General features: G+C 39.9%; 15 protein-coding genes and 1 tRNA gene. 12 read left to right on the top strand and 4 right to left on the bottom strand.

Annotation, left to right across the window (positions count from 1 at the left end; all coding sequences use genetic code 11):
• Positions 1 to 53: 53 nt before the first annotated feature.
• Positions 54 to 233, top strand: a complete 180-nt coding sequence (locus tag B8983_RS06540; protein WP_084283348.1) for a hypothetical protein — start codon at positions 54 to 56, stop codon at positions 231 to 233.
• Between the two features lie 129 nt (positions 234 to 362).
• Here B8983_RS06540 and B8983_RS06545 read toward each other — a convergent pair.
• Positions 363 to 438, bottom strand: a tRNA-Lys gene (locus B8983_RS06545).
• A gap of 149 nt (positions 439 to 587) precedes the next feature.
• On the opposite strand from B8983_RS06545, the gene B8983_RS06550 reads away from it, so the two are divergent.
• The gene (locus B8983_RS06550) at positions 588 to 1,160 is read left to right on the top strand and encodes a YqhA family protein (RefSeq protein ID WP_084283349.1); all 573 of its coding nucleotides are present in this window, start codon (positions 588 to 590) and stop codon (positions 1,158 to 1,160) included.
• Here B8983_RS06550 and B8983_RS06555 read toward each other — a convergent pair.
• Together B8983_RS06555 and tsaE are read right to left on the bottom strand one after the other, a co-directional pair.
• Entirely contained in the window at positions 1,157 to 2,458 is a 1,302-nt protein-coding gene (locus tag B8983_RS06555) for an N-acetylmuramoyl-L-alanine amidase (protein ID WP_084283350.1), read from the bottom strand. The two genes, B8983_RS06550 and B8983_RS06555, sit on opposite strands and share 4 nt — an antisense overlap.
• The gene (tsaE, locus tag B8983_RS06560; RefSeq protein WP_084283351.1) at positions 2,458 to 2,970 is read right to left on the bottom strand and encodes a tRNA (adenosine(37)-N6)-threonylcarbamoyltransferase complex ATPase subunit type 1 TsaE; all 513 of its coding nucleotides are present in this window, start codon (positions 2,968 to 2,970) and stop codon (positions 2,458 to 2,460) included. The genes B8983_RS06555 and tsaE overlap by 1 nt, the downstream gene beginning before the upstream one ends.
• 2 nt (positions 2,971 to 2,972) lie before the next feature.
• On the opposite strand from tsaE, the gene queG reads away from it, so the two are divergent.
• The 9 genes from queG (at position 2,973) to B8983_RS06605 (ending at position 9,911) form a co-directional block, all read left to right on the top strand.
• Positions 2,973 to 4,094, top strand: coding sequence for a tRNA epoxyqueuosine(34) reductase QueG (queG, locus tag B8983_RS06565; RefSeq protein WP_084283352.1), 1,122 nt, complete (start codon positions 2,973 to 2,975; stop codon positions 4,092 to 4,094).
• Positions 4,095 to 4,098: 4 nt separating this feature from the next.
• Positions 4,099 to 4,848, top strand: a complete 750-nt coding sequence (locus tag B8983_RS06570) for an AzlC family ABC transporter permease (RefSeq protein ID WP_084283353.1) — start codon at positions 4,099 to 4,101, stop codon at positions 4,846 to 4,848.
• Positions 4,848 to 5,195 carry an AzlD domain-containing protein gene (locus tag B8983_RS06575; RefSeq protein WP_084283354.1) on the top strand — a complete coding sequence of 116 codons (348 nt, stop codon included), beginning with the start codon at positions 4,848 to 4,850 and terminating at the stop codon, positions 5,193 to 5,195. Before B8983_RS06570 ends, B8983_RS06575 begins: the two co-directional genes overlap by 1 nt.
• A gap of 99 nt (positions 5,196 to 5,294) precedes the next feature.
• On the top strand, positions 5,295 to 6,194 hold the full coding sequence (locus B8983_RS06580) for a DUF6662 family protein (RefSeq protein ID WP_143736120.1): 900 nt from the start codon (positions 5,295 to 5,297) through the stop codon (positions 6,192 to 6,194).
• 34 nt (positions 6,195 to 6,228) lie between these two features.
• Positions 6,229 to 6,759 carry an FMN-binding protein gene (locus B8983_RS06585; protein ID WP_159460837.1) on the top strand — a complete coding sequence of 177 codons (531 nt, stop codon included), beginning with the start codon at positions 6,229 to 6,231 and terminating at the stop codon, positions 6,757 to 6,759.
• Positions 6,746 to 7,633, top strand: a complete 888-nt coding sequence (locus B8983_RS06590) for an FAD:protein FMN transferase (RefSeq protein ID WP_084283356.1) — start codon at positions 6,746 to 6,748, stop codon at positions 7,631 to 7,633. The genes B8983_RS06585 and B8983_RS06590 overlap by 14 nt, the downstream gene beginning before the upstream one ends.
• Before the next feature lie 4 nt (positions 7,634 to 7,637).
• On the top strand, positions 7,638 to 8,051 hold the full coding sequence (locus tag B8983_RS06595) for a hypothetical protein (protein WP_084283357.1): 414 nt from the start codon (positions 7,638 to 7,640) through the stop codon (positions 8,049 to 8,051).
• Between the two features lie 48 nt (positions 8,052 to 8,099).
• The gene (locus B8983_RS06600; protein WP_084283358.1) at positions 8,100 to 8,510 is read left to right on the top strand and encodes a GlcG/HbpS family heme-binding protein; all 411 of its coding nucleotides are present in this window, start codon (positions 8,100 to 8,102) and stop codon (positions 8,508 to 8,510) included.
• A 63-nt stretch (positions 8,511 to 8,573) separates the two neighbouring features.
• On the top strand, positions 8,574 to 9,911 hold the full coding sequence (locus B8983_RS06605) for a DEAD/DEAH box helicase (RefSeq protein ID WP_084283359.1): 1,338 nt from the start codon (positions 8,574 to 8,576) through the stop codon (positions 9,909 to 9,911).
• On the opposite strand, the gene gluQRS is transcribed toward B8983_RS06605, so the two are convergent.
• The gene (gluQRS, locus tag B8983_RS06610; RefSeq protein WP_084283360.1) at positions 9,908 to 10,804 is read right to left on the bottom strand and encodes a tRNA glutamyl-Q(34) synthetase GluQRS; all 897 of its coding nucleotides are present in this window, start codon (positions 10,802 to 10,804) and stop codon (positions 9,908 to 9,910) included. The genes B8983_RS06605 and gluQRS overlap by 4 nt on opposite strands.
• Positions 10,805 to 10,818: 14 nt before the next feature.
• Between gluQRS and dnaE the strand changes: the two genes are divergently transcribed.
• A complete protein-coding gene (dnaE, locus tag B8983_RS06615) occupies positions 10,819 to 14,403 on the top strand; it encodes a DNA polymerase III subunit alpha (RefSeq protein WP_084283361.1) in 3,585 nt (1,194 codons plus the stop codon).

Consider the following 14,403-nt stretch of genomic DNA (forward strand, 5'->3'; position numbering starts at 1 on the left):
AAACTACCGACTGAGAGTCTTGGCTTTATGCGGTTGGAATGGAGTAATTAATCGTGTTTAATAAATGCTCATCCCCCGATTATGGTGAAGAGCCTTTACATGGGGTTATTCGATCGCCAATACTCAGTCAGGGAAAAATTTCTAATCAAGCTCGGACCGATATAAATACAAGTAATTGGGTCTTATTTGGTGGTGCGGATCCAAGAAGAGAAGGAGTTGTTCTTGGAGATTGAGGGCTTATTCTAGATTGTTAATTAGGTTGTCAATGGGTACTTTTTAATCTTTTGATCAACACACTATGCCTAAATGATTAAAAGAAAAAAGGCTTTAAAAGCGCCATGCTTTTAAAGCCTTGTACATCTTGGTGGGTCGGGCGAGATTCGAACTCGCGACCAACGGATTAAAAGTCCGCTGCTCTACCGGCTGAGCTACCGACCCCAATTTGGGTAAAAGAAGATTATAGCAATAAATTTACAAACTTCCCACTATTTTTTGAAAATTAATTCCATTTGTTTCATTTTTAATTCAAGTTGTGACAAAATAGTTGTGCTAAATTAATAACTTAAGAATTTATATAAAGGACAAAAATGCAAGATTCCCATAATGAAGTTGCTCACAGCAAACCAACTGAATCATCTAAGGATAGTTTTATTGAAACGTCGATTGAAAAAATTATCTTTAGTAGTCGCTGGATTCTCAGCCTCTTTTACCTCATGCTTATACTGACTCTACTCTTGGTGGCGGTTAAATTTGTAAAAGAGTTTGCCGAGTTTGTAATGGAGTTTTGGTTTATCGGCGAGTCCGAATTTGTGACTGGTGTTTTATCCATCGTCGATAAAACCTTATTAGCCAATTTATTGATTTTGATAATCTTTTCTGGATATGAGAATTTTGTGTCAGTAATTGGTGTTGCTGAAAAAAGTTTGGATCGTCCAAAGTGGATGGGTGAGATTGACTTTGCTGGATTAAAGTTGAAATTAATCGGCTCAATTGTTGCTTTGTCTGGAGTACATCTTCTGTCGGCTTTTCTAGAAATTGAAGGTTCTAATAAAGAGGATCTCGGATGGATGATTGGTTTACATATTACCTTTGTAGTCACTGGTGTATTGTTTGCCATCATGGAGAAAATTGGTCATTCAGCAAAAGGTAGCGGTCATTAACCTTGCCTTTGGGTTGGGGGATTTTTTAATAAAAAATTCCCTACCCCCTTATACACTGCTTGAGAGAGTTGAAATTGAAACGTCTCATTCATTAACTTTAACTCTTCTTCAGGGTTACTGATAAAAGCGGTCTCCACCAAAATAGATGGTATATCTGGAGCTTTCAGAACAGCAAAACTAGCTTGCTCGACTTTTTTACTATGCAGACTGGCAAAGCCGCTAATTTCTTGAATGATTGAACTGCCTAATTTAAGAGAGTCTTTAATCTGAGCGGTAGTCGATAAGTCCAGTAAAAGTTTTGCAACTTCCGCGTCTTTCGTCTTAATATTCAGACCACCAATTAAATCAGATGCATTTTCTTTGTTAGCCATCCATCGTGCTGCAGTAGTACTAGCACCTTGCTGTGATAAGGCAAAGATGGAGGCACCTTTAGCATGTGGCAGTAGGTAAGCATCAGCGTGAATAGAAATAAATAAGTCGGCCTTTACTTGACGAGCTTTTTGAACTCGGACCCCGAGAGGCACAAAATAATCAGCATCTCTCGTTAATAGAGTTCTAAAGTCTGCTTCATCGTCAAAAATATCTTTTAATTTCTTACTGATGGATAAGACAATATCTTTCTCCATGACGCCTGTTGAGCCTATAGCACCAGGATCCTCACCGCCATGTCCAGGATCAATAGCAATGGTAATCATGCGGCTAAATCGCCGCTTGGTTGATTTAGGTGTGGCAACAAAAGTTTCAGGGAGCTGATTTGAATTGGTTTGACCTAATCTATTTTTTGTGATTTGAGCGATTACATCATCCTCTTCAGTATTACCCATGTTTTTGCTTAAAAAAGTTGCCATTGGATCAGGAGGAGTTCTGGGGTACAGGTCAAACACGAAACGATTTTTGTAGGCCCCTACGGGATCTAGGCTAAATAATTGTGGGGTGATTTCTTCTTTTAAATCAAAGACTAGGCGTACTACTTTCGGTTGATACTGTCCAACTCGGACACTCGCTATATAAGGATCATTTTTTTGAACCTTCGCCACAATCTCTTTGATGGAGGAATTTAATTCGAGGCCCTTAATATCAACGACTAAACGATTTGGATCAAGAATTAATTGATGTTTAATCTCTAATATCTCATCGGTCTCTAAGGTGACTCGGGTATATTCCTCTGCTGGCCAAATTCGAATTCCAAGAAGACTGGCACCTTTGGCTAAATCTGTCGGCCCTAGAAATAAACTTGTTGAAGTAAATGCTGAGTAACTAATGAATTTAAACAGCGAATTTCGTTTCTCTTGATTCATTATTCCTGATTGGTAATCCCTTTTAAGAGAAGTTGCCCGCTATCAGATCCTGCTGAGATAGTGACAGTTCGTGATGACTCGCTATCGTAGGAAAGAGTAAAGATAATATCTGGTGTGGGGAGTGTTCCTTGTGCGATTTCAGGCCACTCAATTAAGCAAACTCCTGCATTAGTTAAGATATCCTTAAAACCAGCTTCCTCCCACTCTGTTGGACTATTCATGCGATATAAATCAAAATGATGAAAGTCGTACAAATGGTTGTCAATGGAGAGTTGGTAGGGTTCACAGAGATTGTAAGTAGGGCTTTTAACTTTACCCAAAAAGCCGAGTGATCTTAGTAAATAACGTACAAAAGTCGTTTTACCTGTGCCTAAATCGCCCACAAGCCAAATATGGATGATGGGACAAGTTTGAAGGTGTGTGCGAAGGCCTGTCCCTAATGTGGACGCTAAATTTTCACAATCAAGCTCTGTATTCCAATGGATTGGAATGGAATTACTTAAAATAGGCATTAATGACATCCGAAAATGAAAATTACACTGAAATCTTACACTGGCTTAGAACTCAAGCAAAAGAATTGGGTTTTAGTGATGTAAGAATATCCGACCTTGATCTTAGTCAAGAACTTCCTTTCTTTCAAGACTGGTTGAAAAAAGGGCGTCATGGCCAAATGCATTATATGAGCCGGCATGCAAATTTGCGAGCTAATCCTGAAGAGTTATTGCCTGGGGTCGTTCGATCGATTTGTTTCCGAATGGATTATTTGCCAAGAGAACAGATTCAAAATCCAACTGCAGAAAATTTTAGAAAAAAAGAATTAGAGCAACTACAGGATCCATCCCACGCAACGATCTCTGTCTATGCGAGAGGACGGGATTACCATAAAGTGCTTAGAAAAAATTTACTAACGATTGCGAAATTATTAGAAGAAAAATTGGCACATTTAAATTACCGCGTTTTAGTCGATTCAGCACCTGTTCTTGAGGTCGCACTGGCTACTAAATCCGGTATTGGTTGGCGAGGGAAACATACTCTGAGCTTAAATCGTCAAGCAGGATCGATGTATTTTTTAGGTGAAATATTTGTCGATATTCCGTTGCCGATCGATCAGCCGATTTCTAACCATTGCGGTACTTGCCAAGACTGTATTGATTTATGCCCTACGAAAGCTATCCTTGCGCCTTTCCAAATTGATGCAAATAGGTGTATTTCCTATTTAACGATTGAACACCCGGGGGCTATTCCGTTAGAGCTTCGAACTTTAATGGGGAACCATGTTTATGGATGTGACGATTGCCAACTAGTGTGTCACTGGAATAAGTTTGCTAAAAAATCCAACTTATCTGATTTTGATGTGAGGAATCAACTGGATAGATCAACTCTTGAAGATTTGTTTGGCTGGGAAAAAGCAGATTTTGAAAAGAAGATGCAAGGAAGTGCCATCTACCGTATTGGCTATGAGCGTTGGATGAGAAATATTGCTGTTGCTCTAGGTAACTATTTAAGAAGCGATGCAATTGATTCAATCCAAAAGTTAAACATTGCGGAATTGTTATCAAAAAGAATTGGTCAGATTTCTGAATTAGTCGATGAGCATATTACCTGGGCTCTGAATTTTGAAAAATCGATAAAATAGCGCAATGACTACTTTAAACAATACAAAATTAGACTCATCAAAAGAATCCTTTAAACAAGCATTTTGGTTAGGCATTAAAAACGGTTTAGTGGGTCCGGCACCGGTTCTTGTTGCTGGTATGTTGGGCTTCGGAGCAATGAGTCACGGAGTTGGCTTAAGCCCATTTTTTTCGGCATTTCTTTCAATATCTGTTTTTGCCCTGCCAGGACAGGTAGTGTTCGTAGAAATGGTATCAGTTGGAGCCTCTGCTAGTGCCATTGCTTTTGCTGTGGCAATTACCTCAGCACGTTTTCTAACGATGACATTGACCTTATTTCCTCAAATACCTAAAGAGCTAAAAGAGCCACCGCGTCTAGTCACTGTGCATCTTGTGGCAATGAGTGCCTGGACCTATTGTATGCAAGAGTTTCCTAAGTTGAAGCCAGAGCTAAGATATGGATACTTCGTTGGTATTGGCACTATTTGCTGGTTGTTGTGTGTGCCAGCTACCTTAATTGGTTATTGGTTGTCTGATACCGTGCCAGTTTGGGTTACCTATGCACTGCTATTTGTAAATCCGCTTTTTTTCCTGATGTCTTTTACAGAAGTTCCTTTGCGAAGGAATCAATTAGCCATCTTGTGTGGGGGATTATCCGGGATTTATTTTTTTCAAAAGTATCCTTCTAATGCACTCTTATTCAGTGGAGTCGGTATTGGGTCTTGTGTTTACTTGATAGACCTTTGTATCCGAAAGAGCTTAAGGAGTAAAGCGTAATGGAAGCCCTTTTTACGAAATACGAATTATGGGCCGCATTAATTTTTGTTATTCTCGCCACTTATTTTTGGCGTGGATTGGGGGTGTTAGCATCCGGCAGAATTAATAAAGATGGTGAAATATTCAAATGGTTGTCCGCTGTTACTTACGCCATCTTGGGGTCCTTGACGCTTAAATTGATTTTGTTGCCGGTGGGTTTGCTAAGCCAGATTCCCATGTATTACCGTATCTTTGTCTCAGCAGTCTGTCTGTTCGTTATGCTGAGTAAAAAGGGTAGGCTAGTACCAGCACTGGTCGTTGGCAGTGTGCTGATTATGCTATACGACTTTATCAAGGATTTTTTCTAAAAACCCTAGTTTTAAAAGGCCTTTTAAACCTGCGTTTAATAAAGTGATGATGAGAATCATTCTCATTAATATAGTATTTTATTAATGAGAGGGGTGAAAATGCAAAGGTCAAAATGGATCAAATCCATTATTTTAAGTAGTGCGATGATTGGATTGGGAGTACAAGCTGGCGAAAGTAATTTTGGTTGGGTATATGGTTTAGATCTACAACCAAAAGGAAAATGGGAGATTGAACAACGTATTCAATTAACCAGAGGACATGCCAGTGGAACCTATGATTATTGGCAAGGTCGCTCAGAGGTTGAATACGGCCTCACTGACAATATTCAATTAGCGGGATATTTAAATACGTATTCCATCCATTCTGCAAAAAACTATACAAATCCGGATGCTTGTGGAGACTCAGTGGGCTCTTGTACTGGTGGTTATGGTGTTTCGGGTATACACTCCGCAGATCCAACTTACAGCGCTAAAGGAATTGATGGAGTCTCCTTAGAAGCAATTTGGCGAATCACTAACCCTCTCACTTCACCCGTCGGTGTTGGTTTGTACTTTGAACCAACCTTTGGGCATCTCAAAGACGCCATTGAAACTAGGCTGATTTTGCAATCGAATTTCTTAGATGATCGTTTACAACTTGTTGGAAATCTTGTATTTGAAGCTGAGAAACTCAAGTTTGATGAAGAGCCTATTGAGGAAATTGTCTTAGATTTTGTGGGTGGTGTTTCTTATCGTTTGGCTCCGAACTGGAGTTTAGGACTGGAATATCGGTTTCATAACGACTATGACGGATTTAGTTTCGCGTCACAAACTCAAAGAGCCCACTTTTTAGGTCCAAATGTACATTTTGCTAATGAAAAATTTTGGGTAACGTTGGCGATGAGAACTCAACTTGGTGGCGACTGTTGGGCTCCAGGAGATGCAGAATGCTCAGACGGAATGGTTTGGGATAGTCACGGGAGAAATGAGTACATGTTAAAAGTTGGTGTGCCATTTTAATTTCGCATAAAAAATGAGAAATTCGTTAATCCCTATGACACTTTCACTCACCCTGATGGGGGGAGTGAACCCTTGTGTCATAGCAAAAACCTACTTGTCCGTTGAAGAGGCGAAACAAGTTATTTTTCCTGGGAAATATTTTTCAAGAGTGAAATTTGACATCTCCGAAGAGATCCGCCGGGAGTTAAAAAAAATTTCTGGCATTCATCATCCTTTAAGCAAGAGTCAGTTTTGGCTAGCCAATGATGGTACTTGGTTCATCGTTGATGAAGTTGTCGGAAAACATGAAATGATTACCTATGCTGTAGGTATCAATCATTTAGGAAAAATTACAGAAGTTCAAATACTTGAATATAACGAAACCTATGGTCATCAAATTCGAGAGGTGAGTTGGCGCAATCAATTTATTGAGAAAGATTCAAGGCATCAAATTCGGCTCAACCATGATATTGCCAATATTTCTGGGGCAACTCTTTCTTGTAAACATGTCACTGATGGAATAAGACGATTAATGGCTCTTCATTCACTACTATTAAGAAAATTAAAATCTCATGATGCGGTGTAAACCCTTAATGGGAACCTTTATCGAAATCCAAATTGAATTTGATTCAACGAAAATGGGTAAAAGTTGTGATCATGAGCACTTTATAGCTGCTGCCTTTAGAGAAATTGAACGGGTAGAGTATTTAATGTCAATCTTTGAGAATCGCAGCGATATTTCTATTATTAATCAAACTGTCAGCTCCTCGAATCAACCCTCTTTGGAAATCCATCCTTGGACTTATGAGGTACTTAAAACAGCAAAACTTCTGCATAAAATGACAAAGGGTGCTTTTGACTGTGGGGTTGGACATGTGTTGAACACTTGGGGACTTCGGTCACAGATGAAAGAGTTTAATCACATGCTCAGTAATTACTCAATTGCAAATATCGAACTTCAAAAAAATCATTCGGTGCGAGTTCATCATCCAGTATTACTTGATTTAGGTGGAATTGCTAAAGGGTATGCAGTTGATCGCGCCATGAATAAACTGAAGAGTTACGGCATAGAAAAGGCTGTAGTGAATGCAGGCGGTGATTTGAGAGTCATGGGAAGCGTCCCCAAAAAAGTATTACTTAGATATCTAGGTGAGAAAACTGAGTTTATTGAATTTGGGAAATTCACAGATATTGCGATAGCCACTTCTTCAAGCCTCATTCGAGATCATTCTGAAATCATGCAATCTCAACATCTGATGAATCCTTTTCAAAAAGAACCAATTATTGGCAAAGAATTATTCACAGTGACTGCAGGCAGTTGTATGTTGGCAGATGCTTTAACGAAAGCATTAGCGGTAGATAAAAATCCAAAAGCAAAATATTTTTCCGCCCTTGGGGCAACGGCATATGTAAATCAGATTGACGACCTTACTCAGTCAGATTTAGTGAATTTTTCATAAATTGATGAAAAAAAATCAAAAAATATCTACTTATTTCATCAGTGGATGTTGTTTCTTCAGCGGGATAGGCGTTTTTATCTATCAGGATATTTTTCAGTTGTTTCCAACTGAGTATCGAAAATTATCAATTATTCATGGAATAAGCGGCCAAATATTTTTTATTATTTTTGGAATATGTCTAAATGGACATGCCCTTCACTATTTAAAAAATGTAAAAACATTAAAGTGGGGATTTATTTTCTTTGTCGCGTTGTTAATGAACTTTTTGACAGTATTTTTTCTTTACTACGGTAATTTAGAAACGAGGGATATGACTCATGTATTGCATGTAATATTTGGATTTGTGATTTTCCTATCCTTTTTAGGGCATATTCATTTTGGCAAAATTTATAGGGCATTAATAAAAGCTAAAATATAATCATTAAAGATAATATAAATTTTATGAATATTTAACAGGAGTGTTCTTATGCCAGCAAATCGTGTTTACCTAACTCAAGACGACGTTTCAAAAATCCTTCAAGCTTCACAACAGTTTGCAAAAGATAATAATTGGCCTGTGACAATTTCAGTGGTCGATGATGGTGGTCATTTATTAGGATTAACTCGTCTTGATGGAGCTGCTCCAGTTACGACTTATATTTCTCAAGAAAAAGCAAAAGCTGCTGCACTTGGTAGAAGAGAGTCAAAAATTTACGAGGACATCATTAATCAAGGTCGTACAGCATTTTTAGGAGCAACGCCAGTTTTACATGGTGTTTTGGAAGGTGGCGTCAATATTGTGATTGATGGTATTACTATCGGTGCGGTTGGTGTTTCAGGTGTTAAATCTTCTGATGACGCCTTGATTGCGAAGGCTGGAATTGCAACTTTAGGTTGAAAAAAGCATTTGCCCTCATAATAGAGGACTGTGATAGAAAATACCCCCCAAAATACAACTGAAATGAAAGCTCCAGAAAGCGATTTAATCGCAGATTCTGGAGTGACCTTTTCTTCCTTCCTCAAGTCAGAATTAATCTTGAAGGCAGTTGAAGAGCAAGGTTACACAATTCCAACGCCCATTCAAGCCCAAGCTATTCCACATGTATTAGCCGGACGTGATCTGATGGGTGCCGCCCAAACTGGAACCGGTAAAACGGCTGCGTTTGTTTTACCGATTCTTGAAAAGCTTTTGCCACTAGCAAATACCAGTTCTTCTCCTGCACGCCATCCTCTAAGGGCACTTGTATTAACCCCGACTAGAGAATTGAGCGATCAGGTCGCTGATAATGCCATTAAGTACTCTAAATACACTCCTATCAGGACCGCTGTAGTCTTTGGTGGTGTGGATATTACACCCCAAACTCAACTCCTGAGGAATGGTGTAGAACTCTTGATTGCAACCCCTGGCAGACTTTTAGACCACATTAGCCAAAAAACAGCCAATTTAAGCCAAGTTCAATTTCTAATCTTGGACGAAGCTGATCGTATGTTGGATATGGGTTTTTTACCAGATTTGCAGAAAATTCTTTCTCTAATCCCAAAAAGTCGTCAAACATTGTTGTTTTCAGCGACATTCTCACCAGAAATCAAGAAGTTAGCTCAAAGTTATTTAATTGACCCTATCACCATTGAAGTATCCCGTCAGAATGCAACCGCTGATACCGTCACTCAAGTAGTTCATAAAGTCAGTACAGAAAAAAAATTACAAGTTTTAAAAAATGTACTGCTAGCCAGAAAAAGGCAGGGATTACCCAATCAATGCATTATTTTTTCGAATAGCAAAATCGGCTGTTCGAGGTTGGCAAAGTCTTTGGAGAATGCTGGTATTAAGGCAGCTGCAATTCACGGGGATAAAAGCCAGTTAGAAAGAATGAGTATTCTAGATGGTTTCAAAAAGGGCGACATTGATGCCCTAGTAGCTACTGATGTGGCTGCTCGAGGCCTAGATATATCGAGTATGCCTTGTGTGATTAACTACGAATTACCTTACAGTGCTGAAGATTATGTGCACCGTATTGGCAGAACCGGTAGAGCTGGAGCGAAGGGTGATGCAATTGCCTTAGTGGATCCCTCTGAGATGAAGCTTTTGCAAGAAATTGAAAAATTAACGAAGAAACCACTGATTCAAATCCCAGCCCCCGATGTTTCTGGTGATTTATCTGCCGATCCTATTTTTTATTTGCCTTACCAAGGTGCAACACCCACTAGTGTCAATCCAACCACTCCTGCAACAAGCGCTAAAACCACTTCGACGGTCAGAGCTGTTGGCGCACTATTAGGAAGTAAAAAAAAGAGCTAAGCTATTAGTTGTGCGTCCCTAGTATTTTTTTGATCACGCCAGGCGCATACGGCAAAATGAAGCCATTCAGACAGGTGAATTGGTTGAGTATCTGGCAAGTCTAAACCTAGATGATGTGCCACAAGCGTTAAACAACTCAAGATTTCTTGGTTAGATTTTGGCCATAGTGGCTTCGCTTTATTTTGTTTTGATAATTTATTCCCGTGCTGATCAAGTATTAAAGGGATGTGCATATATTGGGGAGTTTTGAAGCCCAAAATTTGCTGAAGCCATATTTGCCTTGGTGTATTGCTCGCTAAATCAGCACCTCTTACCACGTGGTTAATGCCTTGAAGATGATCATCGATAACTACAGCGATTTGATAAGTAAAAATCCCATCTGCCCTACGAATAACAAAATCTCCCACTTCTTTATTTAATAATTGTTCGCCTACATAGGCATTTTCTGGAGTCTTTATTCGTAATGCTTGCTTGGCGTCAAACTGTATCGGTTGTGATCGACAGAATCCTGGATAGACCAATTCCTCATGAGTTGAAATATTTTTTCCAAGTATTTCATAGTGATCTTGAATTTTTTTTCTGGAGCAGGTACAGGAGTAAATCAACCCCTCTTTGATTAGTTTAGTTAAATAATCTGCATATATTTCATAGCGATTCGATTGAAAAATGACGGGTTCATCACTCAATAGTCCAAAAAGTGCCAGTTGTTGCAAAATCCCCTCGCTCGCGTCAGGTTGGGCCCGAGTGGTGTCAACGTCTTCGATCCGGACTAACCAAACCCCGTTGAAGGCTTTTGCATCTAACCAACTAGCAAGAGCAGTTGCTAGGGATCCAGTGTGTAAAAGACCCGTAGGGGAAGGGGCAAATCTGCCACGGTAATTAGTCAAAAGCATATTAAAATTGAACGATGTCCGATCCAAAATTTATACATTTACGCCTTCATTCCGAATATTCAATTGTTGATGGAATCGTTCGTTTAGATGACGCAATCAAACAAGCTGTTAATTATCAAATGGGGGCTTTGGCCTTAACCGATTTAAGTAATTTATTTGGGCTCATTAAATTTTACTCATTAGCGCGCAAAGAGGGAGTAAAACCGATTGCTGGTGCTGATGTTTGGGTTAGTAACCCGACCGATCCGACCAAGCCTTCTAGAGCGTTACTGTTAGTTAAAAACCATTTGGGATATTTGAATTTATGTGAAATTCTCAGTAAAGCGAGTCTCGAAAATCAAGTTTTAGGCAGGCCAGAAGTCCATCCTGATTGGTTTGCGCAGCATAGTACTTCCTCATTTCAAGAGTCCGGTCAAGTGTTACTCTCAGAGGGGCTTATTTGTCTATCGGGTGGAGTTGATGGTGATATCGGAATCGCTTTACTCAATGATCAAATTGAATTGGCCGATCAATGTGCTTTAGCTTGGAGTGCAATTTTCCCGAATAATTTTTATTTGGAAGTTCAAAGAACTGGCCAGGCTAAAGAGGAAAAATATATTCATCACGTTGCTGACTTGGCCAGTCGCTTGGATCTCCCGATAGTCGCTACTCATCCCATTGAGTTTATGTTTGAAGAGGACTTCAGGGCGCACGAAACTAGGGTCTGTATTGCAGATGGTGATAAGTTAGGTAATCCAAAGCGGAATGTTCGGTTTACTGCCCAACAATTCTTCAAAAGTCCCGCTCAGATGCTGGAACTGTTCGAAGATCTTCCAAGTGCGATTGAAAATACGATTGAAATTGCAAAACGTTGTAATTTATCTTTGCAATTGGGTAAACCAAAATTACCTGATTTCCCAACGCCTAACAACATGACTTTAGCGGAATATCTGGGTTCTTTGGCAAGGGATGGTCTCGCACAAAGGATGCTCGTTTTATATCCTGATGAGGAAAAACGAGCTTCCGTTTACCCCAAATATTCTGATCGCTTAGACTTTGAAATTAATACGATTGTACAAATGGGGTTCCCGGGGTACTTCTTAATCGTTGCTGACTTTATTGCTTGGGCGAAAAATAATGGTGTTCCGGTCGGTCCTGGTCGTGGTTCGGGCGCGGGATCTCTAGTTGCGTATTCATTGGGTATTACCGATTTAGATCCTCTGGAATACAACTTACTGTTTGAGCGTTTTCTCAACCCTGAACGGGTTTCAATGCCCGATTTTGACATCGATTTTTGTCAATTAGGACGAGATCGGGTGATTCAGTATGTTAAAGATAAATATGGCCATGAATCAGTAAGCCAAATTGCTACCTTTGGTACGATGGCAGCCCGAGGGGCTATTAAAGACGTAGGTCGAGCGATTGAACAGCCGTATTCATTTGTGGATGCAATCTCGAAATTAATTGAGGCAAAACCCGGTCAACAAATTACGATTGCTGAAGCGATTAAAGCAAAGCCGGAATTAGAAGAACTTTATACACAAAATGAAGAAGCTCGGCAATTAATCGAGCTTGCACAGCAGTTAGAGGGTATTACCCGAAATGTCGGTATGCATGCTGGAGGAGTTTTAATTTCTCCTGGCAAACTAACAGATTTTTGTCCCTTGTACGTTCAATCCGGCAATGATGAAGGCGCCGGTGTCATCAGTCAATTTGATAAGGATGATGTTGAAGCGGTTGGTTTAGTAAAGTTCGACTTCTTGGGTTTAACTACTCTAACGATTTTAGACTTAGCTGAAAAATATATTCATCAACTATATCCTGAATTAAAGGCTTGGCGAGTTGGTAATGTTCGTTTAGATGATCCGCGTGCCTTTGACGTGCTCAAGTCAGCCAATACTGTCGCTATCTTTCAGTTAGAAAGTCGCGGTATGCAAGGCATGTTAAAAGATGCCAAGCCAGATCGGTTTGAAGATATTATTGCCCTGGTTGCTTTATATCGTCCAGGTCCGATGGATTTGATACCATCTTACATTGCCAGAAAGCATTTACGGCAAGAAGTTGAATATGCAGACCCACGTGTGATACCCGTGCTTGAAGAAACTTATGGCATCATGGTTTATCAAGAACAGGTCATGCAAATGGCGCAGGTTATTGGTGGTTATTCATTAGGTGGGGCCGATCTATTACGCCGCGCGATGGGTAAGAAAAAACCTGAAGAGATGGCCGAGCAAAGTAAGATTTTTGCGAAGGGTGCTATTGAAAATGGCTTAACTCAAGAAAAAGCAGATGAGATTTTTAAACTCATGGAAGCTTTTGCCGGCTATGGTTTTAATAAATCTCATGCCGCAGCTTATGCCTTACTTGCTTATCATACGGCCTGGCTGAAAGCGCATTATGTCGCTGAATTTATGGCGGCTAACTTATCGCTCGCCATGGATGATACCGATAAAGTACGGGTATTGTTTGAAGATGCCAAGTCAAATCACGTCAACATATTGCCGCCGGATATTAACCGTGGCGAATATCGTTTTGTGCCAATACGCCTTGATCCGAATAATCTTTCTGAAAAAGTGACGCACATTAAATATGGTTTAGGGGCTGTTCGAGGAACGGGTGAAAATGCCATTTTAGAAATCGTACGAGCGCGTCAAGAAAAGCCCTTTGAGCATTTATTTGATTTTTGCTCACGAGTAGATCGCAGGGTGGTGAATCGTCGTTCGATTGAAGCCTTAATTCGGGCGGGTGCTTTTGATGAAATTGCTCCGCATGGCGTTCAGGGACGTGCAGTTTTATTAGAATCCCTACCTAATGCGATGACTGCTGCTGAGCAAGCATTGGCTTCAGCGAATCAGGTGAACTTATTTGATATGCCCGGCGAAGAAGGTAGTGAACCAGAATACGTTCAAACTGCTGAGTGGAGTGATAAAAAACGCTTACAGGAGGAAAAGTTAGCGCTTGGTTTTTGTATCTCAGGTCACTTATTTGATGCCTATGCTGAAGAAGTACGAAAAGTTGCAAGGGTACCTTTAAATAAACTCAGTCTTTCCTCTGGTGAGAAGTTAGTCGCCGGAATTATTGTTTCCCAACGAACCAATAAAACCAGAAGTGGTGTGATGTACTCTCTTATGATTGATGACGGTACAGATCAAATTGAGCTCACTGTGTTTGAGGATGTATTTGAAAGCTATAGCGATTGTTTTAAAGAGGATGAGTTACTCATCGCAAAAATACAAACAAAAGTTCAACCAGCAAATGAAAATTTTTCTGGTAGTACTAGGCATATCGTCCAGGCAGCGATGAATATTGCAATGGCAAGATTACGCTATGCTCAATCGATTCACTTTGCGATGACGAACCAAGTAAACATTCGGCAGTTGAATGATAAATCAGAAAGTTTTTTTAAACAGGTCCAAAGTGCTAAGCAAATGGGGGCAAAAAAACCCAATGAAGGTTTACGCATGACTGCCGAACTGACTTCATTGAGCAGTATTTGTGAGCTGGAGTTCCCGCAACATTGGCGACTATATCCTGATGATACAAATATTCAGATTTTTAATAATTTGTTGCATCAAGTGGGAGTGCGTTCTGGACTAAAAATTGTCTACTCTAATCCTTGA

The organism is Polynucleobacter kasalickyi, from assembly GCF_900176405.1.
Lineage (GTDB): Bacteria > Pseudomonadota > Gammaproteobacteria > Burkholderiales > Burkholderiaceae > Polynucleobacter > Polynucleobacter kasalickyi.